The 19,658-nt window shown below is 72.0% G+C and carries 20 protein-coding genes; 8 read left to right on the top strand and 12 right to left on the bottom strand.

The window, feature by feature from the left end; genetic code table 11:
* Window positions 1-2: 2 nt before the first annotated feature.
* Both ACGFZQ_RS13975 and ACGFZQ_RS13970 read right to left on the bottom strand, forming a co-directional pair.
* Window positions 3-833, bottom strand: a complete 831-nt coding sequence (locus ACGFZQ_RS13975) for a SigB/SigF/SigG family RNA polymerase sigma factor (protein ID WP_393840555.1) — start codon at window positions 831-833, stop codon at window positions 3-5.
* A gap of 206 nt (window positions 834-1,039) precedes the next feature.
* A complete protein-coding gene (locus tag ACGFZQ_RS13970; RefSeq protein ID WP_393840554.1) occupies window positions 1,040-1,483 on the bottom strand; it encodes an ATP-binding protein in 444 nt (147 codons plus the stop codon).
* A 398-nt stretch (window positions 1,484-1,881) separates the two neighbouring features.
* Here ACGFZQ_RS13970 and ACGFZQ_RS13965 point away from each other — a divergent pair, with 398 nt between their 5' ends.
* Window positions 1,882-2,331, top strand: a complete 450-nt coding sequence (locus ACGFZQ_RS13965; protein ID WP_351707852.1) for a cyclic nucleotide-binding domain-containing protein — start codon at window positions 1,882-1,884, stop codon at window positions 2,329-2,331.
* A gap of 3 nt (window positions 2,332-2,334) precedes the next feature.
* Here ACGFZQ_RS13965 and ACGFZQ_RS13960 read toward each other — a convergent pair whose 3' ends face one another.
* On the bottom strand, window positions 2,335-3,645 hold the full coding sequence (locus tag ACGFZQ_RS13960; RefSeq protein WP_393840553.1) for an MFS transporter: 1,311 nt from the start codon (window positions 3,643-3,645) through the stop codon (window positions 2,335-2,337).
* A gap of 128 nt (window positions 3,646-3,773) precedes the next feature.
* Window positions 3,774-4,391 carry a LysE/ArgO family amino acid transporter gene (locus ACGFZQ_RS13955; protein ID WP_393840552.1) on the bottom strand — a complete coding sequence of 206 codons (618 nt, stop codon included), beginning with the start codon at window positions 4,389-4,391 and terminating at the stop codon, window positions 3,774-3,776.
* An 85-nt stretch (window positions 4,392-4,476) separates the two neighbouring features.
* On the opposite strand from ACGFZQ_RS13955, the gene ACGFZQ_RS13950 reads away from it, so the two are divergent.
* Entirely contained in the window at window positions 4,477-5,361 is an 885-nt protein-coding gene (locus ACGFZQ_RS13950) for a LysR family transcriptional regulator ArgP (protein WP_393840551.1), read from the top strand.
* A 92-nt stretch (window positions 5,362-5,453) separates the two neighbouring features.
* On the opposite strand, the gene ACGFZQ_RS13945 is transcribed toward ACGFZQ_RS13950, so the two are convergent.
* Window positions 5,454-6,146: a helix-turn-helix domain-containing protein gene (locus ACGFZQ_RS13945; protein ID WP_351737536.1), complete on the bottom strand. Its 693-nt coding sequence runs from the start codon at window positions 6,144-6,146 to the stop codon at window positions 5,454-5,456.
* Between the two features lie 134 nt (window positions 6,147-6,280).
* Between ACGFZQ_RS13945 and ACGFZQ_RS13940 the strand changes: the two genes are divergently transcribed.
* Entirely contained in the window at window positions 6,281-7,495 is a 1,215-nt protein-coding gene (locus tag ACGFZQ_RS13940) for a saccharopine dehydrogenase family protein (protein WP_393840550.1), read from the top strand.
* 110 nt (window positions 7,496-7,605) lie between these two features.
* Entirely contained in the window at window positions 7,606-7,860 is a 255-nt protein-coding gene (locus ACGFZQ_RS13935; protein ID WP_351737540.1) for a WhiB family transcriptional regulator, read from the top strand.
* On the opposite strand, the gene ACGFZQ_RS13930 is transcribed toward ACGFZQ_RS13935, so the two are convergent.
* The 4 genes from ACGFZQ_RS13930 to ACGFZQ_RS13915 all read right to left on the bottom strand — a co-directional run bounded on the left by ACGFZQ_RS13930 (window position 7,853) and on the right by ACGFZQ_RS13915 (window position 12,734).
* Window positions 7,853-9,721, bottom strand: a complete 1,869-nt coding sequence (locus tag ACGFZQ_RS13930) for a sensor histidine kinase (protein WP_393840549.1) — start codon at window positions 9,719-9,721, stop codon at window positions 7,853-7,855. The two genes, ACGFZQ_RS13935 and ACGFZQ_RS13930, sit on opposite strands and share 8 nt — an antisense overlap.
* Window positions 9,718-10,416, bottom strand: coding sequence for a response regulator transcription factor (locus ACGFZQ_RS13925; protein ID WP_351737544.1), 699 nt, complete (start codon window positions 10,414-10,416; stop codon window positions 9,718-9,720). The genes ACGFZQ_RS13930 and ACGFZQ_RS13925 overlap by 4 nt, the downstream gene beginning before the upstream one ends.
* A gap of 41 nt (window positions 10,417-10,457) precedes the next feature.
* Complete coding sequence (locus tag ACGFZQ_RS13920) at window positions 10,458-11,198, bottom strand: hypothetical protein (protein WP_393840548.1); 741 nt, start codon at window positions 11,196-11,198, stop codon at window positions 10,458-10,460.
* Between the two features lie 132 nt (window positions 11,199-11,330).
* A complete protein-coding gene (locus tag ACGFZQ_RS13915; protein WP_393840547.1) occupies window positions 11,331-12,734 on the bottom strand; it encodes a M1 family metallopeptidase in 1,404 nt (467 codons plus the stop codon).
* A gap of 167 nt (window positions 12,735-12,901) precedes the next feature.
* Here ACGFZQ_RS13915 and ACGFZQ_RS13910 point away from each other — a divergent pair, with 167 nt between their 5' ends.
* Window positions 12,902-13,249: a DUF488 domain-containing protein gene (locus ACGFZQ_RS13910; protein WP_393840546.1), complete on the top strand. Its 348-nt coding sequence runs from the start codon at window positions 12,902-12,904 to the stop codon at window positions 13,247-13,249.
* On the opposite strand, the gene ACGFZQ_RS13905 is transcribed toward ACGFZQ_RS13910, so the two are convergent.
* Window positions 13,246-14,919 carry an FAD-binding dehydrogenase gene (locus ACGFZQ_RS13905; RefSeq protein ID WP_393840545.1) on the bottom strand — a complete coding sequence of 558 codons (1,674 nt, stop codon included), beginning with the start codon at window positions 14,917-14,919 and terminating at the stop codon, window positions 13,246-13,248. The genes ACGFZQ_RS13910 and ACGFZQ_RS13905 overlap by 4 nt on opposite strands.
* Window positions 14,920-14,949: 30 nt before the next feature.
* Window positions 14,950-15,585, bottom strand: a complete 636-nt coding sequence (locus ACGFZQ_RS13900; RefSeq protein WP_393840544.1) for a TetR/AcrR family transcriptional regulator — start codon at window positions 15,583-15,585, stop codon at window positions 14,950-14,952.
* A gap of 118 nt (window positions 15,586-15,703) precedes the next feature.
* Between ACGFZQ_RS13900 and ACGFZQ_RS13895 the strand changes: the two genes are divergently transcribed.
* The 3 genes from ACGFZQ_RS13895 (at window position 15,704) to ACGFZQ_RS13885 (ending at window position 18,647) form a co-directional block, all read left to right on the top strand.
* Window positions 15,704-16,330, top strand: coding sequence for an alpha-ketoglutarate-dependent dioxygenase AlkB (locus ACGFZQ_RS13895; protein WP_393840543.1), 627 nt, complete (start codon window positions 15,704-15,706; stop codon window positions 16,328-16,330).
* A gap of 87 nt (window positions 16,331-16,417) precedes the next feature.
* Complete coding sequence (locus ACGFZQ_RS13890; RefSeq protein ID WP_351737558.1) at window positions 16,418-17,167, top strand: MBL fold metallo-hydrolase; 750 nt, start codon at window positions 16,418-16,420, stop codon at window positions 17,165-17,167.
* Window positions 17,168-17,411: 244 nt separating this feature from the next.
* Window positions 17,412-18,647 carry a DUF4032 domain-containing protein gene (locus ACGFZQ_RS13885; RefSeq protein ID WP_393840542.1) on the top strand — a complete coding sequence of 412 codons (1,236 nt, stop codon included), beginning with the start codon at window positions 17,412-17,414 and terminating at the stop codon, window positions 18,645-18,647.
* 1 nt (window position 18,648) lies between these two features.
* Here ACGFZQ_RS13885 and ACGFZQ_RS13880 read toward each other — a convergent pair whose 3' ends face one another.
* A complete protein-coding gene (locus tag ACGFZQ_RS13880) occupies window positions 18,649-19,518 on the bottom strand; it encodes a universal stress protein (RefSeq protein ID WP_393840541.1) in 870 nt (289 codons plus the stop codon).
* Between the last annotated feature and the right edge of the window lie 140 nt (window positions 19,519-19,658).

Raw genomic sequence — 19,658 nt, 5'->3', positions numbered from 1 at the left:
GGTCACTGCCGGCCGAGGGCCTCGGCCCGGACGCGGGCGCAGCTGCGGCTGATGAGGCGGGAGACGTGCATCTGGGAGATGCCCAGGCTTTCGGCGATCCTGCTCTGCGTCATGTCCTCGAAGAAGCGCATGTAGAGGATGGCCCGTTCGCGTTCGGGCAGCCGGCGCAGCCCCTCCTTGGCCGCCTCCCGGTCGACGACGGTGTCGTAGGAGCCGTCGGTGTCCCCGAGGGTGTCGGCGAGACTGTAACCGTCCTCGCCGGCGGCGAGTTCGGCGTCCAGGGACAGGGTGCTGAAGCTCTCCAGCGCCTCCATGCCCGCGTTGACCTCGTCCTCGGTCAGGCCGGTGTGGGCGGCGAGGTCGGCGATCGAGGGTTCCGCGCTGCCGGGGTTCTCGGTGAGTTCGCGCCGGGCCACCCGCACCCGGTTGCGCAGTTCCTGTACCCGGCGGGGCACCCGCAGCGCCCACATCCGGTCGCGGAAGTGCCGCTTGACCTCGCCGGTGATGGTGGGCACCGCGTAGCTCTCGAAGGCGCCGCGCGAGGGATCGTAGCGGTCCACGGCCTTGACCAGACCGAGTGCGGCGACCTGGCGCAGGTCCTCGACGGACTCGCCGCGGTCGCGGAAACGGCCGGCGATGCGGTGGGCCATGGGCAGCCAGGCGGCCACCAGTTCGTCGCGCAGGGCGTCCCGCTCGGGGCCGTCGTCGCCGAGGGCGGCGAGCCGGGCGAAGAGGGACGCGGTGTCGGGGGCGTCGTCGTGCGAGCGCCGGGGCGGAGCGTGCGTGGTCTGGTCGGGCGTGCTGGGGCGGGTGTGCGACAAGTCGGTGAGCATGCGGACTCGCTCCTGAACTGTGGGTTCCAGGGCATCACCGGAACGTGGTTCCGGGACTCGACCCGAACTGCGGTGTCAGAGTCGCCGCGGGAGCACCGCCCGGACCGCTCTGCGGGCCCGGGGCGATATGACCGCTCCCACTGGCGCGCGCCTCCGGTCCGAAGCACGAAACTCCGCCTGCCCCTTCACTCCGGGCACAAACACCGTCAGGAGAACTTCGGTTGGCCGGCTCGGCTCAGGGGCACGACCGCGGTGATCCGCTTGCCCCCGCAGGGCAGTCCGGCGACCTCCACGTCCCGGGCCAGCCGGCAGACGATGGGCCAGCCCCGGCCGCCGGGCCGGCCGCGGTCGCGCCCGTCCGGGGCGGATTCGACCACCGGTACCGCGTCGCTGCGGTCGCTCACCGACACGCGTACCGTGCAGCCGTCGACATCCACCTCGAAGCCGGTGATCCCGCCGCCGTGCAGGATCGCGTTGGTGGTCAGTTCCGAGGTGACGAGCAGGGCGTCGTTCAGCGCCTCGGCGGCGCACGGCACGGCCTGCCGGGCGACCGCGCCGCGGACCGCTCTGCGGGCGTCGGCCGGCCGCAGCGAGGGCCGGCGGGAGTCGGTTGGTATCACTGTCGATTCGGTCCGGTACGTCTGGCGCATCCCTTCGCTCCCTGAGTGGTGGACCGGTTGGTCTGACGAGCCCGTCCGCGCGGGTCTCTCCTTGTTCGGCTCACCCGGCGGGGCGCCGACAAACACGTCCGGGGGCAGCAAGGGCTTCCCCTGAGTGAAACGGGTCACGTAGCCTGTTCCCGGGTACCCGAAACGGCCCTGGATGGTTTAGCGTTCATCCATAAGTGGTTCAGGAGTCGACGTCAGGTCCTCCCGCGCCACCGTTTGACGGCCCTGGCTGGCCTCCCCCGTCCGGCCAGGGCTTTTTAACGCCCGGACGGCTCCGGGCAGGCGATTCTCACCTCCTTCGAGGTGCCCGGTGCGGCGGCAGCGGCTGAAATGGGCGTAGGCAAAGCCCCCGTACCCTCGCCGGCGAGGAGCCCCGCGCCATGACCAAAGCCATCAAACTGCTGACCGCCCTTCCGCAGGCGCAGCGCGAGCGCCTCATGGAACTGGCTCAGGAGGTCTCCTTCCCCGAGGACGCCCGTATCTTCGAGGCCGGCGGCACCGCGGACCGCTTCTGGGTGATCCGCTCGGGAGCGGTCAACCTGGACCAGGAGGTGACGTCCCACAAACGGGTCACCGTCGCCAGCCTGGGCGCCGGTGACCTGCTCGGCTGGTCATGGCTGTTCCCGCCGTACACCTGGGACTTCGGGGCGGTGGCCTTCAGCCAGGTGCGGGCCTACGAGTACGACGCCGCGGCCGTGCTGGCGCTGTGCGTGGAGGATCCGCTGCTGGGGCTCTCGCTCGTGCGGACCGTCGCCGAGATCCTCGCCAGCCGGCTGGAGGTCACCCGGGGCAAGCTGCTGGACGCGTATGTGGGGCGGCGGCCCGCGTAGCGGTCAGATGCGGTAGCGGCGCAGGGCGGGCACGGCGGCGGCCAGGGTCAGCATCACGGCCACGACCAGCAGCCCGCCGCCCGTGACGGCCGCGCGCGGCCCGAACACGGAGCCCATGGTGCCGTGCAGGACGTCGGCCAGCCGCGGGCCGCCCGCGACCACCACCGTGAACACGCCCTGCATCCGGCCGCGCATCTCGTCGGTCGCGGCGGACAGCAGGATCGCACCCCGGAAGACCATCGAGACCATGTCGGCGACCCCGGCGGCGGCCAGGAAGGCGACCGCCACCCAGAGGTTGCGGCTGAGCCCGAACCCGGCGATGGCGGCGCCCCAGCCGACGACCGCGCCGATCACCATCCAGCCGTGCCGGCGCGCCCGCGAGAACGTGCCGGAGAAGAGCCCGCCGAGCACCGCGCCGACGGGGATCGCCGCGAACAGCAGGCCGAGCGCCAGCCCCTCGCCGTAGGAGCCGTAGGTCTGGGCGGCCAGCTGCGGGAACAGGGCGCGGGGCATGCCGAAGACCATCGCGATGATGTCGGCCAGGAACGACAGCAGCAGCACCTTGTGCATCGAGATGTAGCGGAACCCCGCCACGATCTCCCGCAGCCCGGCCCGGCGGGCCACCGCACGCGCCAGCGGCGGCAGCGCGGGCAGCCGGTAGACCGCCCACACCGTCACGCACAGCGCCACCGCGTCGATCAGGTACAGCTCGGGCAGGCCGATGACGGGAATCAGGGCACCGGCCAGCAGCGGGCCGATCACCTGCCCGGTCTGCATGACCGTCGACCCGAGGGCGTTGGCCGCGGGCAGCTGCCCTTCGGGGACGAGCCGGGCGATGGATGCGGTACGGGCGGGGGCGTTCAGCCCCCAGAACGCCTGCTGCATGGCGAGCAGGACCATCAGCGCGGCCACGGATTCCAGGCCGGTGACGGCCTGGAGCCAGAACAGCAGCGAGGTGACGGCGATACCGCAGTTGGTGATCAGCAGCAGCTTGCGGCGGTCCATGGCGTCGGCGACCGCACCGCCCCACAGCGCGAACACGACGAGCGGCAGCAGTCCGGCGAGGCTCGCGGCGCCGACCCAGGCCGAGGACCCGGTGATGTCGTAGATCTGCTTGGGCACGGCCACCGCGGTGAGCTGGCTGCCGACCGAGGTGACGATCGTCGAGGTCCACAGCCGGCGGTAGGCCGGGACGGCCAGCGGGCGGGTGTCCATCGCCCAGCGGCGCCAGCCTCGCCGGGGCGGGGGCAGGGGCGCCGTGGTGTCTTCGGGGGGCTGTATGCCGGACTGGGTGCCGCTCTCGCTGGTGTCCACGGAGTTCCTGGTGTCCTGGTCCTCTTGGTGCTCGCTACATCTTTCGATTGCGGGTTCACTATCCCAGCAACTTCTGTGCCGGCCGAACCGGTTGTCTCAGGATGCGGCCGTACCGGGGCCCCGGGGCGTCAGGAACCCGCCACGAGCATCAGGCCGAGTCCGATCATGGTCAGGGACACCAGTCCGTCCAGCACCCGCCAGGCGGCCGGCTTGGCGAGGTACCGGCCGAGCAGCCGGGCGCCGAAGCCTAGCGCGGCGAACCAGCACAGGCTGGCCAGCGCGGCACCGAGCCCGAAGGTCCAGCGCAGGTCGCCCCGGTCGGCGGCGAGCGAGCCGAGCAGGAACACGGTGTCCAGGTAGACATGCGGGTTCAGCCAGGTCATGGCGAGGCAGGTGAGCACGGCCCGCCGCCGTGAACCGGCCGCCGCGCCCTCGGTGCGCAGGCCGCCGGTGCCGGGCCGCAGGACCCGGCGGGCGGCCAGGACGCCGTAGCAGAGCAGGAAGGCGCCGCCGACCCGACCGACTGCCCGCACCGCGCCCGGCCAGGCCACCACCAGTGCGCCCACCCCGCCGACGCCGAGCGAGATGAGGGCCGCGTCGGACAGGGCGCAGATGCCGACGACCGCGAGGACCGCGTCCCGGCGGACGCCCTGGCGCAGGACGAAGGCGTTCTGGGCGCCGATGGCCACGATGAGCGAGAGGCCGCTGCCGAAACCTGCGGCAGCGGCGGCGAGTGAGCTGGACATGCTCTCGACGGTAGGGAAGCGATCTCTGGACGTACAGCTAAAGATTTTTACGTATCCTTAGCACAGCTGAAGATAGGAGTGGAACGTGGAGCTTCCCCTCGACCAGGTGCGGACGCTGCTGGCGGTGGTGGACGAGGGCACGTTCGACGCGGCGGCCGCGGCGCTGCACGTGACGCCGTCGGCGGTCAGCCAGCGGGTGAAGGCGCTGGAGCAGCGGACCGGCCGGGTCCTGCTCCAGCGCACCAAGCCGGTGCGGCCGACGGAGTCGGGCGAGGTGCTGGTGCGGTTCGCCCGGCAGCTGGCCCGGCTGGAACGCGACGCGCGCGGCGAGCTGGGCATGAGCGGTGCCGGGGAGCCGACCCGGGTGTCGGTCGCGGTCAACGCGGACTCGCTGGCGACGTGGTTCCTGCGGGCGCTGACCGGTCTCCCGCGTGTCTTCGTCGAACTGCGCCGGGAGGACGAGGACCACACGGCCGCTCTGTTGCGGGAGGGGCTGGTGATGGCGGCGGTGACCTCGTCGGCGGACGCGGTACCGGGGTGTTCGGTTCGGACGCTGGGGCGGATGCGGTACCTGCCGGTGGCCGCGCCGGAGTTCGCGGCGGCGCATCTCACCGGGCCGCTGCCGGATGCGCTGGCCGAGGCGCCGGTGATCGTGTTCGACCGGAGGGACGACTTCCAGGACGGGTTCGTACGGCGGCTGGGGCGGGGTGGGGCCGGTCCGCTACGGCACTACGTGCCCACCTCGGAGGGGTTCGTGGACTCGGTGACGGCTGGGCTGGGGTGGGGGATGGTGCCGGAGGTGCAGGCGGAGCCGCGGTTGCGGGAGGGGCGGCTGGTGCGGCTCGGGGGGATGGAGTCGTGGGTGGACGTGCCGTTGTACTGGCAGCAGTGGAAGCTGGATTCGCCGGCTTTGGGGGTGGTGGCGGAGGCGGTGGTGAGAACGGCGGGGGGTGCGTTGCGCCAGCCGTAAGGGGGGCTGCCGGTGGTCGTGCGAGTGCGGGCTGGTGGGGGCTGATCGCGCCGTTCCCCGCGCCCCTTTCGGGGCGCCCCCGCCAGGGGCGCTTACAAGGACCGTCCTGCACTGGCCAGGAGCATCTCCAGTGCCGTCGGATAGGCGCTGGTCACCATCCGTTTTGCCAGCAGGGGGGCCGCTTCCGCGATGCGGGGATGAGTCGTGGGCGGCAGCTGGGCGTACGTCGAGTTCCACTTGGCCTCGTCCGCTCGCTGGGAGTCCTGCGGCAGGGCGAGGGACGCCGCGTCCAGGGCCGCGAAGGCCAGCGTCTGGTCGATGAAGGCGTGGTAGATGCGGACGGTCTCCGGCAGGGGGAAGCCCGCGGTGCGCAGGACGTCCAGGATCGCCTCGTCCGCTGCCAGCTCCTGCGCCCGCCCCGTCACCCGGTTCGCCGTCAGCAGGGCAGCCTGCGGATGGGCCACGTACTCCGCGTGGATGCGCAGACCGATCGTGCGCAGGTCGGTCCGCCACTCCCCCGTCGGCGCCCAGCCGGCCAGCGCCTGGCCGACCAGCGCGTCGCCGATCGCCAGGGTCAGGTCGTCCATGCCCCGGAAGTAGCGGTACAGCGTGCTGGGGTCGCAGTCGAGGGCCAGACCCAGGCGGCGGGCGGTGAGGCCCGCGCTGCCGTGTTCGCGCAGCAGCCGCAGGGCGGTCGCCACGATCAGCCGCTCGGACAGCACCGTGCCGCCGCGGGTGGGCCGGCGCCGGCGGCGCTTCTCCTCCGGTACGACCGGTTTGGGCATCGGGCACCCCCCTGAGGTTCTTATGCCGATGTCTTATGCCAACGCCATTGACCTTACGACAGGGTCCGGCGTTTGATTCCCGCCGGGCGCCCCCGTACTCGACCTCGCACACTGTTCGAGAAGGAGATTCCGAGATGCGTGTACTGCTCGTGGGAGCCGGTGGTGTGGGCACCGCCGTCACCCGGATCGCGGCCCGCCGCCCGTTCTTCGAGGCGATGGTGGTCGCCGACTACGACCCGGCCCGCGCCGAGGCGGCCGTGGCCGCCGTCGGCGACGACCGGTTCCTCGCCGAGCGGATCGACGCCGGCGACGAGGCGGCCGTGGCCGGGCTGCTGGCCCGGCACCGCTGCGATGTGCTGCTCAACGCCACCGACCCGCGCTTTGTGATGCCGCTGTTCCGGGCCGCCCGCAAGGCCGGCTCCGGTTACCTCGACATGGCGATGTCGCTGTCCCGGCCGCACGCCGAGCGGCCGTACGAGGAGTGCGGGGTGAAGCTCGGCGACGAGCAGTTCGCGCTGGCCGGGGAGTGGGCGACGGCGGGCGCGCTCGCGCTCGTCGGGATGGGCGTGGAACCGGGGCTCTCGGACGTGTTCGCCCGCTACGCGGCCGACGAGCTCTTCGACGAGATCGAGGAGATCGGCATCCGCGACGGCGCGGATCTGACGGTGGACGGCTACGACTTCGCGCCCTCCTTCAGCATCTGGACCACCATCGAGGAGTGCCTCAACCCGCCCGTCGTGTACGAGAAGGAACGCGGCTGGTTCACCACCGCCCCGTTCAGCGAACCCGAGGTGTTCGACTTCCCCGAGGGCATCGGGCCGGTCGAGTGCGTCAACGTGGAGCACGAGGAGGTGCTGCTGGTGCCGCGCTGGGTGGACGCGCGCCGGGTCACCTTCAAGTACGGGCTCGGCCGCGAGTTCATCGAGACGCTCAAGACGCTGCACCTGCTGGGGCTGGACAGGACCACCCCGGTGACCGTGCCCGGCGCAGACGGCCCGGTCGCGGTCTCGCCGCGGGACGTGGTCGCCGCGTCGCTGCCCGACCCGGCGACGCTGGGCGACCGGATGCGCGGCAAGACCTGTGCGGGCACCTGGGTGCGCGGGGTCAAGGACGGGCGGCCGCGTGAGGTGTATCTCTACCACGTGGTCGACAACGAGTGGTCCATGGCGGAGTACGGTAGTCAGGCCGTGGTGTGGCAGACGGCCCTCAACCCGGTCGTCGCTCTCGAACTCCTGGCCACCGGTGCGTGGTCGGGCTCGGGCGTCCTCGGCCCGGAGGCGTTCCCGGCCCGCCCGTTCCTCGACCTGCTGACCGAGTACGGCTCGCCCTGGGGTCTGCGCGAGCAGTGACCGCCCGCGATTCCAGGGGACTTGGCCGTTTCGGACGCGCCCACTCCGGTGACCCGAAGCCGAGTACGCACATGAAACGGCAGAATCGACTTGGATCGCAGGTGACTTCGATGGACGACTGGCGAGACCACGCCGAGTGCCGCGAGGAGGACCCCGACCTCTTCTTCCCGATCGGCACCACCGGGCCTTCGCTGCACCAGACGCGGCGCGCGAAGGCCGTCTGTGAGCGCTGTCCCGTCCAGGAACAGTGCCTGGGCTGGGCGTTGGACACCGGGCAGACCGTCGGCATCTGGGGCGGTACGACCGAGGCGGAGCGCCGGCTGCTGACCCGGCGCCGGCAGCGGGCCGCGCGCCGGTTCAGCTGACGTCGGCCGGTGCCTCGGCGGCCGGCAGCCGCAGGGTGAACTCGGCTCCCTTGCCCGGTTCGCTCGCGGCCTCGACGGTCCCGTCATGGGCGGCGACCAGGTGGCGCACGATCGGCAGACCGAGCCCACTGCCCCCGGTGCGGCGGCTGCGGGACTTCTCCGCGCGCCAGAACCGCTCGAAGACGTGCGGCAGATCGTCGGGGGCGATGCCCTTGCCGGTGTCGGTGACGGTGAGCACGACTCCGTCGCCGTCCCGGCGGGCGGCCAGGGTCACCGTTCCGTCGGCGGGCGTGTGCCGGATCGCGTTGGAGACCAGGTTGCCCAGCGCCTGCCGCATCCGCACCGGGTCGGCGTCGAGCCAGGCCGTGCCGTCGACGTCGGTCAGCAGCGTGACCCCGGCCGCGTCGGCGGCCACCCGGTGGGCGGCGGTGACCTGGTCGACCATGTCGGCGGCGCGGACCGGTTCGCGGTGCATGCGCAGGGTGCCGGCGTCGGCGGCCGCCAGGTCCTGGAGGTCGTCGATGATCCGCTGGAGGAGCAGCGCCTCCTCGTGCAGCGAGGCCAGAAGAGCGGGGTCGGGGTCGACCACGCCGTCCCGGGTGACCTCCAGCCAGCCCCGGATGTTGGTGAGCGGGCTGCGCAGTTCGTGGGCGATGTCGCTGACCATCGCCTTGCGCTGCTCCTCCAGCCGTTCCCGGCGCTCGGTGAGGTCGTTGAACGCCTCGGCCAGCAGCCCGGTCTCGTCCCGGGTCCGCACCGGCGCCCGCGCATGCAGTTCGGGCGGCTGGCGCACGGTGACCGTCAGCGCGCGCAGCGGCCGGACGAGCCGGGTGGCGACCACGGCGGTGACGGCGACCGTGAAGGCGAGGACCAGTCCGGCCGCGCCGACGATCTTCGCCTTGTTGGCCCGGGACATGTCGAACCGGGGCACGGTCTGGTCGCCCAGGCCGAGGAAGAGTTCGGCGGCCGGGGCGGCATACGGCTCGAGTTGGGTGCGGCGGGCGCTGGTGATGCAGTTCTTCGCGATCTGGTCCGTCTGTGCCTGGTCGATGCTGCCCTTCTTGGCGGTGATGAGGAAGCCGCCGGTGACCGGGTTGCGTCCCGTACGGTCGTAGGTGAGGTACAGCGGTCCCTCGAGGTCCAGTTGCTTGCTCTGGAGACAGGGCCGGACCAGGTTCGTCAGCGTGGCGAGGGCCTTCGCCTCGGTGCGAGTGGTGCCGGTGACCCCCTTCTTCATCATCGTGAGGGAGTCGTCCACCCCGCCGCCGCAGCCGATCGAGCGGAAGCCCGAGGCGTCCGTGCCGTCGTCGTCGACGAGGTAGGGCCGCCCGCCCGGGGTGTGGGCGACGGTGGTGCGGATGCCGTAGGTGTTGTAGCAGTACCGCTCCTTCTCCGCCACCATGTCCAGTTCCCCGCGCTCCTTCGCCGTCAGCCGGTACGGGCCGACCACCCGCGGGTCGATGCCGCTGAGCTGGGCGCCGGACTGGGTGTAGGTGTCGGTGTGCAGCGGGTCGATGGCGGCGGCCGGCCGGGGCGGCAGCGCGGTCCCCGGTGCCGCCGAGTCGGCGATCAGGGTGCGGTCGGCGGTGGTCAGCGCGACCCTGCGGCCGGTCTGCGCGGCCAGCGCGCGCACCGTGCGCCGCACCCCGGTCCAGTCGGGGTGGTCCGCCGCGTACCCGCTGAGCTGGGCGAGGATCTTGTTGTCGGCCGCGAGGTCCTGGCCCTGCTCCTCCTCCAGCGCGCTGGTGGTGGTGGTCACCGCGAGCCAGGCGGTGGCGGCCACCGAACACGCGGCGATCAGCACCGAGGCGAACAGCAGCCGGACGAGAAGCCGTTTGCGCCACGGTATCCGGGCCCTCACGGACGGCCGCCGCTCAGCTTGTAGCCGACGCCGAACACGGTCAGCAGCCGCACCGGCCGCCGGGGATCGGCCTCGATCTTCCGGCGCAGGTTCATCACATGGACGTCGACGGCGCGTTCGGTGGAGGCGCGGTCGAAGCCGCGGGTGCACTGGAGCAGCTGCCGCCGGGTGAACACCCGGTCGGGCTCCCCGGCCATGGCGAGCAGGATCTGGAACTCGGCCGGGGTCACCTCCACCGGCACCCCGTCGCAGCGCACCTCGTGCCGCACCGGATCCACACTGATCCCGGCGGCGATCACGGCAGGCTCCTCCCGCACCGCGGCCGTCCGCCCGCTGCGCCGCAGCACCGTCCGGATCCGGGCCATCAGCTCACGGGGACTGTACGGCTTGGTCATGTAGTCGTCGGCGCCCAGCTCCAGGCCGAGCAGCACGTCGTCCTCATCGGAGCGGGCCGTGAGCATCAGCACCGGGATCTCCGGGTCGCCGCCGCGCAGCACCCGGCAGACGCCGAAGCCGTCGATCACCGGGAGCATCAGGTCGAGGACGACGAGATCGGGCCCAAGCCGCCGGGCCGCATCCAGCGCGGCGGCCCCGTCGTGGACCACGGTCGCGGTATGGCCCTCGGCCAGCAGGGACCGCCGGATCAGCTCGGCCTGCATCTCGTCGTCCTCGGCGACCAGCACATGTGCGCACACAGGTTCGGATCCTAAGTGGTGTTCAGCGGTGTTCCGGCGGCCTACTGGGCGAGCCAGTCGGCGTACCCCATGACCACGGCCGGATGCCGGGCGGGGTCCAGGGCGCGCAGCAGTTCCTTCATGTGCGCCTTGGCGACGCTGACACAGGCGTGTGTCGGACCGCCGTGGTCGACATGCAGCCAGATGCCGCCGCCGCGCTTCGCGCCCATGGGGCGGGTCCAGTCCAGGGGCGAAGTGCCCGGCTGCCGGTTGTAGTTGATGGCGACGACATAGTCGAAGGAGCCTTCCAGCGGCTCGCCCTCGAAGCCGGTGCCGGGCGAGTGGAAGCCGTACGACTGGTGGTAGGGCAGCTTGCTCCCCGGGTCCGCGAGCAGGCCTCCGGCGTCGGTGAGCCCGTACACGCCGACGGGCGAGCGCAGGTCTCCGGCCATGTGGCGCTCGCTCCAGCCGTCCCGGCCGTTGTGCGCGGGCCAACTGGCGCCGGGCTGCCAGACACTGTCGTCGCGCTCGTACAGGACGACGGTGGAGACGGACGAGTCCTTGCCCCGCCCTCTGGCGACGACGACCTGCTCCGCCCGCTCGGGTATCGCGGCCGTGGTCCGCGGCCCCAGCCCGGGTATGCCGGTGGGCTGCGGGCTGCTGCTCTCGGGTGTGGGGGCAGCCGTCGTCCGCGCCGGCCGGTCGTCGTCCGACCGGCTCGGCGCGGCCTCGGCGCCACCCCCGCACCCCGAGAGCAGGAGGGGGGAGGCGAGGAGGGCGACAGCTGTTCTGCGATGGATCATGAGACCGACTCTGGCCGACAATTGTAAGAAACTCGTCAGCTTCAGCGCCCTGTTTAGGGGCGCGGGGCTGTGTCGATTTGCGGCTGCCGCCGCGTGGGCGCGACAAGCCTCCACCGGCCCGCACCCGAACCGCTACGGCTTGCCCTTCTGGTACAACCACGTCTGGAACAACGAACCGAGATCCTGCCCCGACTGCCCTTCCGCGAGCTTCACAAACTCCGCGGTGGTCCCGTGCCCGTACCGGTGCTCCGAAGCCCACGCCCGCAGAATCCGGAAGAACACCGGATCCCCCACGGCCTTCCGCAGCTCGTGCAACGCCATCGCACCCCGCGCGTACACCGGCGTCCCGAAGATGTTCGCGCCACTCCCCGGATCCCCGGGCGGATACGCCCACAACTCGTTGCTCGCCGGCTTGGCGTACAGCGCGTCGAAGGACTTCTGCGCGCTGTCACCCCCGTGCTGCTCGCTGTAGAGCCACTCGGCGTACGTCGCGAAGCCCTCGTTGAGCCAGATGTCCTTCCAGGCGGTGAGGGAGACGGAGTCGCCGAACCACTGGTGGGCGCTCTCGTGCACCAGCGTGCTGAGGTCGGGCGCGGAGTCGTAGATCGGCCGGCTCTGTGTCTCCAGGGCGTATCCGACGTTCGGCGCGTGGTCGACGATCGCGCCGGCCGCGCGGAACGGGTACGGCCCGAACAGCTTGCTCTCCCAGTCCAGGACCGACGGCAGCTTCTTCAGCACGGCCGCGGAGCCGCTCACCTCGCGCGGGTCGACCGCGTTGTACACCTTGATCCCGTCCCGGGTGGTGTAGTGCTCGACCTTGAACTTGCCGACCGTGGCGGTGGCCAGGTACGCGGCCATCGGCTCGCTCTGCCGCCAGCGGAAGGTGGTGCGGCCGTCGGCGGTGTGCTGCCCGACGAGGACGCCGTTGGCGACGGCGGTGCGTCCCTTGGGGACGGTGATGGTGAAGTCGTACGACGCCTTGTCCTTGGGGTGGCTGTTCGCCGGGAACCAGGTCATCGCGCCCTGCGGCTCGCCGGCGACGAACGCGCCGTCGTCGGTGCGGATCCAGCCGTCCGGTGAACCGTCGGGGTCGGTGACCTGCTTGGGGGTGCCGTTGTACGTGACGGTGACCCGGAACTGACGGCCCTTCGCGAGCGCGTGCGACGGCATGACGACGAGTTCCTGACCGGTGCGGCTGAATCGGGCGGTGCGGCCGTCGACCGTCACCCGGGTGACCTTCAGACCGTTGAGGTCGAGGTCGAAGCGGGTGAGCTTCTGGGTGGCGCGGGCGGTGAGGACGGCCTTGCCGTCGAGGTGGCGGGAGGCGGTGTCGTAGCGGAGCGTCAGATCGTAGTGGGCGACGTGGTAGCCGCCGTTGCCGCTGAGCGGGAAGTAGGGGTCGCCCGCGCCCGCGGCGCCGATCGTGCTCGCCGAGGCCGGTCCGGCGGCGGCGAGCAGGGCCGCCACGGCGACCGGGACGGTGGCGAGGACGGCCTCGCGGCGGAGGACTGCGGTACGTCTGCTTGCACCCTGCACATGGGCTCCTTCAGGGGGGCGGCCGATGATCAATGGCCCACAGACTAGGCGGGCGGGCGTCCGCGTTTCCCCCTCATTCTGGTCAAGCTGTGCCGGGTCGGCGGCCGGTGGTCCGGCCGTGCCGCATACGCTCAACGCACCCACACCGAGCCGAGAGGTGCCCGACCGTGAGCGTGCGTGTCCGCAGGATCTATGAACCGCCCGAGCCGGATGACGGTGTGCGGGTCCTGGTCGACCGGCTGTGGCCGCGCGGGCTGTCGAAGGCGGACGCGCGGGTGGACGAGTGGCCCAAGGGGCTGACGCCGTCGAACGAGCTGCGCCGGTGGTTCCACGACGGCGGTTCGTACGAGGAGTTCACCCGCCGCTACGAGGCGGAGCTGGACGCTCCCGAGGCCGTCGAACTCCTCGACGGCCTGCGGGAGTCGGCGAGCAAGGGCCAGGTGACCCTGCTCACCGCGTCCAAGTCCCCGGACGAGAGCCACGCCACGGTGCTGGCGCGGCTCCTCACCGCCTAGGCGGTCTGCTTGGCCGCCGCGCGTCCCGCCGCCCGGCCCGAGAACAGGCAGCCGCCGAGGAACGTGCCCTCCAGCGCGTTGTAGCCGTGCACACCGCCGCCGCCGAAGCCGGCCACCTCGCCGGCCGCGTAGAGCCCGTCGATCGGCTGCCCGTCGGCGCCCAGAGCGCGCGAGTCCAGGTCGGTCTGGATGCCACCGAGGGTCTTGCGGGTGAGGACGTGCAGCTTGACGCCGATCAGGGGCCCGGCGGCCGGGTCGAGGATGCGGTGCGGGGTGGCGACCCGGCCGAGGCGGTCGCCGATGTAGCGGCGGGCGTTGTGGATGCCCTGGACCTGGGAGTCCTTGCTGTAGGAGTTGTTGATCTGCAGGTCGCGGGCGACGATCTGGCGGCGCACCTCGGCCGGGTCCAGGAGCGCCTTGCCGGTGAGCCCGTTCATCTTCTCGACGAGCTGTTCCAGGGAGTTCGCGGTCACGAAGTCGGCGCCCTTGTCGACGAAGGCCTGCACCGGTCCCGGGGCGCCCTTGCCGAGCAGCCGGTCGCGCAGCACGGCCTTGCGGTCCTTGGCGGTGATGTCGGGGTTCTGCTCGGAGCCGGAGAGCGCGAACTCCTTCTCGATGATCTTCCGGGTGAGGACGAACCAGGAGTGGTCGTGTCCGGCGATGTCCTCGGTGGTGCGCAGGTACTTGAGGGTGCTGAGGGTGTCGTAGCCCGGCAGGCAGGGGTCGGGCAGCCGACGGCCGAGGGCGTCCAGCCAGATCGAGGACGGGCCGGGCAGGATGCGGATGCCGTGGCCGGGCCAGACGGAGTTCCAGTTCTGGATGCCCTCGGTGTAGTGCCACATGCGGTCGCGGTTGACCAGGCGTACGCCCGCTTCCGCGCTGATGTCGAGCATGCGGCCGTCCACGTAGGCGGGGACGCCGGTGACCATCTCGGCGGGGGGTGTGCCGAGGCGCTCGGGCCAGTAGCGGCGGACGATGTCGTGGTTGGCTCCGATGCCTCCGGTGGTGACGACGACGGCCTGGGCGGTGAGTTCGAAGTCGCCGATGCGGTCACGGTTGGAGGCGACACCGCGCGGCGAGTCGTCGGGGGCGAGGACCGTGCCGCGCACGCCGCGTGCCGCGCCGTCCTCGATGACGAGTTCGTCGACCTGGTGGCGATGGTGGAAGGTGAGCAGTCCGTCGCGGGAGGCCTGCTTGGCGTACCGGACGAAGGGTTCGACGACGCCGGTTCCGGTGCCCCAGGCGATGTGGAAGCGGGGCACGGAGTTGCCGTGCCCGGTCGCGCGCAGGTCGCCGCGCTCGGCCCAGCCGACGGTCGGCAGCAGGCTGATGCCGTGACTCTGCAGCCAGGGCCGCTTCTCGCCGGCCGCGAACTCGACATAGGCCCGCGCCCAGCGCACCGCCCAGGAGTCCTCGTCGTCCTTCCGGTCGAACTGGGCGCTGCCCTGCCAGTCGTTCCAGGCCAGGTCGAGGGAGTCCTTGATGCCGAGGCGGCGCTGCTCGGGCGAGTCGACGAGGAAGAGCCCGCCGAAGGACCAGAACGCCTGGCCGCCGAGGTTGGCGGCGTTCTCCTGGTCGACCAGGGCGACCCGGCGGCCCTTGCTGGTGAGTTCGTGCGCCGCGACCAGGCCGGCGAGGCCCGCTCCGACGACGATGACGTCCGCGTCCATGGCGACCGTTGCCTCTCTTGTCCGAAGGTCTTATCCGAAGGTCTTGTCCGAAGGAGTGCTGCCGTCGGTCAGCAGCGCGGTGAGCAGTTGCTTGAGCCAGGCGCGGGCCCGGTCCATGTCCTTGTCCAGCAGCAGCTGGGTGGTCACGCCGTCGTACGCGGCGACCACCGCGTGGGCGGCGCCGTCCACGCCGCCGAGGACGGCGGGGATCGGAGCGTGGCCGCGGGCCCGGAAGAGCCGGTCGGCGATGGCCTGCCGCAGCCGGGCGCGGTGGTCGAGGAGCGCCTCGGCGACGGCCGGGTCCCGGGCGGCGTGCACCAGGAAGTCGGTCTTCACCAGCAGCCAGTCCACGTCCAGGAGCAGCACGTCGGTGACCCGGTCCACGGAGGCCGGCACGTCCAGGTCGGGGCGGTCCAGGGCGAGGGCGTCGGCGACCTGCCGGGCGATGAGGTCGGCGCGGTCCCGGTAGAGGGCGAAGAACAGCTCGTCGAGGGTGGCGAAGTTGGAGTAGAAGGCGCCCCGGCTGAACCCGGCGGCCTCACAGACCTCCTCGATGGAGACGCGCCCGAAACCCTTGGCCGCGAACACGGTGAACGCGGCGTCGACCAGCCGCGCCCGGGTCCGCACCCGGCGCCGGGTGACCCGCTTCGTCGCGCCGACTTCCATGTCCCGACCTCCGTTCCATACACGAACGTATCCGATACATGAATGTATCGAAAGACGTCGGCGCGAGGTCGCCGTGATCGAATGGAACGTATTTTCGATTAAGGGGTACGCTGACTCCATGGCCACGCACCTCCAGGGCTCCCTGTTCGACCAGACCGACGAGCTGCGGCTCGGCTCCCTCGACGGCGTCGGCCGGACCGAGCTGGGGTCCGGCGCCTGGATCGACGTGCTGCCCGGCTGGCTGAGCGGTGCCGACGCCCTGTTCGAACAGCTGGCGGCGGACGTCCCCTGGCACGCCGAGCGCCGCACGATGTACGACAGCGTCGTGGACGTACCGCGGCTGCTCGCCTTCTACGGGGCGGGCGACCCGCTCCCGCACCCCGTGCTCGTCGAGGCCCGCGAGGCACTCACCAGGCACTACGCCGGCGAGCTGCGCGAGCCGTTCACCACGGCGGGGCTCTGTTATTACCGGGACGGCCGGGACAGCGTCGCCTGGCACGGCGACCGGATCGGCCGGGGCGCGCGGGAGGACACCATGGTCGCGATCCTCTCCGTGGGCGCGCCCCGGGACCTGCTGCTGCGCCCGCTGCGCGGCGGCCCCTCGGTCCGGCGCCCGCTGGGCCACGGCGACCTGATCGTGATGGGCGGCTCCTGCCAGCGGACCTGGGAGCACTGCGTACCGAAGACGGCACGGGCCGCCGGTCCGCGTATCAGCGTCCAGTTCCGGCCGCACGGGGTGCGGTGACCCGGATCCCCGTTGACAGGTGTCCCGCACCATCTGGTTGGCTGTGTTCCGGTTCGGTCGGCAAGCTGCGGGAACGTCGGAGAGATCATGCGCGCAGAGGTACACGAAGTCGGCAGGGGCATCTACCTGGCGCATGGGCAGCACACCAACTGGGTGATTCTCAAGGACGGTGACGCCGTCACACTGGTGGACACCGGCTACCCCGGGGACCGGCCGGGGCTGCTCGGCTCCCTCGCGGAGGTGGGCAGCTCACCGGAGGCCGTCGCGGCCGTCCTGATCACCCACGCGCACAACGACCACCTCGGCTCGGCCGAGTATCTGCGCGACACCCACGGCACCCCGGTCTATCTGCACGAGGCCGAAGTACCGCACGCACGGCGGGAGTTCCTCCAGCAGGTCTCGGTGGGGGCGGTGCTGAAGAACGCCTGGCGGCCGGGTGTGGTGCCGTGGCTGGTGCACGTCCTGCGGGTCGGCGGCACCGAGCAGCACCCGGTCAGTACGCCCGAGGAGTTCCCGGTCGCCGACGGCCCGCTCGACCTGCCGGGCCGGCCCGTCCCCGTGCACACGCCCGGCCACACCGACGGGCACACCGTCTACCACCTGCCCGAGGCCGGGATCGTGATCTCCGGCGACGCCCTGGTCAGCGGCCACCGCACCTCGCGCGTCAGCGGCCCGCAGCTGCTGCCCGACATGTTCCACCACGAGCGTTCCCGGGCGGTGGACTCGCTCGGCATCATCGAGGCGCTCGACGCCGACGTGCTGCTGCCCGGGCACGGCCCCGTGCACCGGGGATCCGTCAAGGCGGCCGCCCGGCAGGCCCGCGAACGGGCCCTCTAGGCCCTGTCGTCAAATTCCCGTCGTCCGCCCGGAGGGCGGGCCCCGCGGCGTCAGGTGCGTGCTCTGGGGGTCCCCCCGGCCGGAGGCTGGGGGAGTGCCGGGCCCTGAGCCTCGTACTGGACGTACTTGGGTCAGGGCCCGGTGCGGCGAGTGGGGGCACCTCCCACGCCCTTAAGGCAGTGGGGGAGCGTGCATGGCGTCGCGGGGCAGACGGGAATTTGACGACAGGGCCTAGGGTCGGGCCATGGCATTGCAGATCAGCGCCACCAATCCGGAGCACCCCGCTCTCCTGCTCGAACTCCCCTGGGACGTCCCGCTGGAGGAGTGGCCCGAGGAATACCTCGTGCCGCTCCCCCGCGGCATCTCCCGGCACGTGGTGCGCTACGCCCGGGCCGGCAGCGAGGTCATCGCGGTCAAGGAGCTGGCGGAGCGCCCGGCGCTGCGCGAGTACGAGCTGCTGCGCGACCTGGACCGGCTCGCCATCCCCGCGGTCGACCCGCTCGCGGTGATCACCGGCCGTACCGACGAGGTGGGCGAACCGCTGGAGTCGGTGCTGGTCACCCGGCATCTGGGCGGCTCGATGCCGTACCGCTCGATGTTCGAGACGACCATGCGCCCGGCGACCATGCACCGCCTCATGGACGCCCTCGCCGTCCTGCTCGTACGACTGCACCTGGCCGGGTTCGCCTGGGGCGACTGCTCGCTGTCGAACACCCTGTTCCGCCGGGACGCGGGCGCGTACGCCGCGTATCTGGTGGACGCCGAGACCGGCGACCTGCATCCGCAGCTCAGCAACGGGCAGCGGGAGTACGACCTCGATCTGGCCCGGGTCAACATCAGCGGCGAGCTGCTCGACCTGGAGGCGTCGGGGGCGCTGCACCCCTCGCTGGACCCGATCGAGTTCGGGTTCGAGATCTGCACCCGCTACGGCGAGCTGTGGGAGGAGCTGACCCGCACCTCGGTGTATCCGGCGGGCAAGTACCACTACATCGAGCGCCGGATCCGACGGCTCAACGAGCTGGGCTTCGACGTGGCCGAGATGCAGATCGAGCACTCCTCCAACGGCGACGCCGTCACCTTCGTGCCGAAGGTCGTCGACGCCGGGCACCACCAGCGCCAGCTGCTCCGGCTGACCGGTCTGGACGCCGAGGAGAACCAGGCCCGGCGGCTGCTGAACGACCTGGAGAGCTGGATGGCGACCCAGGACGACTACGCCCCCGGCGACCCTCTCGCCGCCCGGCCCGAGGTGCTGGCCCACCGGTGGGTGCGGGACGTCTTCCGCCCCACCGTGCGGGCCGTGCCGCTGGAGCTGCGCGGCTCCATGGATCCGGCCGAGATCTACCACGAGCTGCTCGAACACCGCTGGTACCTGTCCGAGCGGGCGCAGCACGACATAGGCCTGGAGGTGGCGGTCGACGACTACATCGACAACGTGCTGCCCAAGGCACGGGAGACCCTGGAGCCGGTCGCTCCCGAATGACTCAGTCGTGCGGCACCACGGCCACCGGGCAGTCGGCGTGGTGCAGCACCCCGTGCGCGACCGAGCCGATGCGGGCGCCGACCGCCGTCCGGTGGGCGCGCCGCCCGACGACCATCAGCTGGGCCCGGCCGGCCACCGAGAGCAGCACCTGGCCGGCGCTGCCCATCTCCACGTGCTCGGCGACCGGCACGTCCGGGAACCGCTCCCGCAGCGGCCGCACCGCCTCGGACAGGGCCTTCTTCTCGAAGGGCTCCAGGCCCCCGGTCTCGTCCAGCAGCTTCAGCGAGCCCGGGCTGTAGGCGAAGACCGGCGGCAAGGTCCAGGCCCGCACCACCCGGACCGTCGCGCCACGGGCCGCCGCCGTCTCGAACGCGAACTCCAGCACGGCCGCGCTGTCCTCCGGCCCGCCCTGCTGACCCACGACGACCTCCCGCCCGGCGGCCTCGGCCGTGGGCCGGTCCCCGGCGCGCACCAGCACCACGGGCCGGGCGGCCTCGGCGATCACCTGCTGCCCGACGGAGCCGAGCAGGAACCCGACGACCGGCCCGTGCCCGCGCGAGCCCAGCGCCAGCAGCTCGGCCCCGGCGGCCGCCTCGACCAGCACCTCGACCGGGTCACCCGCCACGACGTCGACGCTCACCGCGAGCTCCGGATGCCGACCGGTGACGGTACGCACCGACTCGGTCACCCCGTCCGACACCCACCCGTACTGGGTCTCCCGGTCGCCGCCGAACGCCTCCTGCTCCTCGTACCGCCACGCGTGCACCACCCGCAGCGGCAGACCGCGCCGCACCGCCTCCCGGGCCGCCCAGTCCAGAGCCGCGAGGCTCTCCTCCGTACCGTCGATCCCTGCCGTGATCGGGCGTGTCATGCACCGGCCTCCTCGTCGGTTCCGCGTATACGCGATCAGTCTTCCGCACGGACGGGTGCCCGCTGTGCACCGGCGTACAAGAGCGCAGGCGGGCGATCGAACATACGATGGGCGGGTGCGGTGGCCGCGCTCCTCCCGGA

It is taken from the genome of Streptomyces sp. NPDC048254 (genome assembly GCF_043201895.1).
In the GTDB taxonomy this organism is placed as follows: Bacteria; Actinomycetota; Actinomycetes; order Streptomycetales; family Streptomycetaceae; genus Streptomyces.
Note: the sequence above shows the minus strand (reverse complement) of the source record. Positions and strands in the feature narration are given on the sequence as shown.

What these genes read in the sequence shown, in the direction of transcription:
- ACGFZQ_RS13975 (WP_393840555.1), bottom strand. Translation starts at nt 833, where the DNA reads ATGCTCACCGACTTGTCGCACACCCGCCCCAGCACGCCCGACCAGACC.
- ACGFZQ_RS13970 (WP_393840554.1), bottom strand. Translation starts at nt 1,483, where the DNA reads ATGCGCCAGACGTACCGGACCGAATCGACAGTGATACCAACCGACTCC.
- ACGFZQ_RS13965 (WP_351707852.1), top strand. Translation starts at nt 1,882, where the DNA reads ATGACCAAAGCCATCAAACTGCTGACCGCCCTTCCGCAGGCGCAGCGC.
- ACGFZQ_RS13955 (WP_393840552.1), bottom strand. Translation starts at nt 4,391, where the DNA reads ATGTCCAGCTCACTCGCCGCCGCTGCCGCAGGTTTCGGCAGCGGCCTC.
- ACGFZQ_RS13945 (WP_351737536.1), bottom strand. Translation starts at nt 6,146, where the DNA reads ATGCCCAAACCGGTCGTACCGGAGGAGAAGCGCCGCCGGCGCCGGCCC.
- ACGFZQ_RS13940 (WP_393840550.1), top strand. Translation starts at nt 6,281, where the DNA reads ATGCGTGTACTGCTCGTGGGAGCCGGTGGTGTGGGCACCGCCGTCACC.
- ACGFZQ_RS13935 (WP_351737540.1), top strand. Translation starts at nt 7,606, where the DNA reads ATGGACGACTGGCGAGACCACGCCGAGTGCCGCGAGGAGGACCCCGAC.
- ACGFZQ_RS13920 (WP_393840548.1), bottom strand. Translation starts at nt 11,198, where the DNA reads ATGATCCATCGCAGAACAGCTGTCGCCCTCCTCGCCTCCCCCCTCCTG.
- ACGFZQ_RS13905 (WP_393840545.1), bottom strand. Translation starts at nt 14,919, where the DNA reads ATGGACGCGGACGTCATCGTCGTCGGAGCGGGCCTCGCCGGCCTGGTC.
- ACGFZQ_RS13900 (WP_393840544.1), bottom strand. Translation starts at nt 15,585, where the DNA reads ATGGAAGTCGGCGCGACGAAGCGGGTCACCCGGCGCCGGGTGCGGACC.
- ACGFZQ_RS13895 (WP_393840543.1), top strand. Translation starts at nt 15,704, where the DNA reads ATGGCCACGCACCTCCAGGGCTCCCTGTTCGACCAGACCGACGAGCTG.
- ACGFZQ_RS13890 (WP_351737558.1), top strand. Translation starts at nt 16,418, where the DNA reads ATGCGCGCAGAGGTACACGAAGTCGGCAGGGGCATCTACCTGGCGCAT.
- ACGFZQ_RS13885 (WP_393840542.1), top strand. Translation starts at nt 17,412, where the DNA reads ATGGCATTGCAGATCAGCGCCACCAATCCGGAGCACCCCGCTCTCCTG.
- ACGFZQ_RS13880 (WP_393840541.1), bottom strand. Translation starts at nt 19,518, where the DNA reads ATGACACGCCCGATCACGGCAGGGATCGACGGTACGGAGGAGAGCCTC.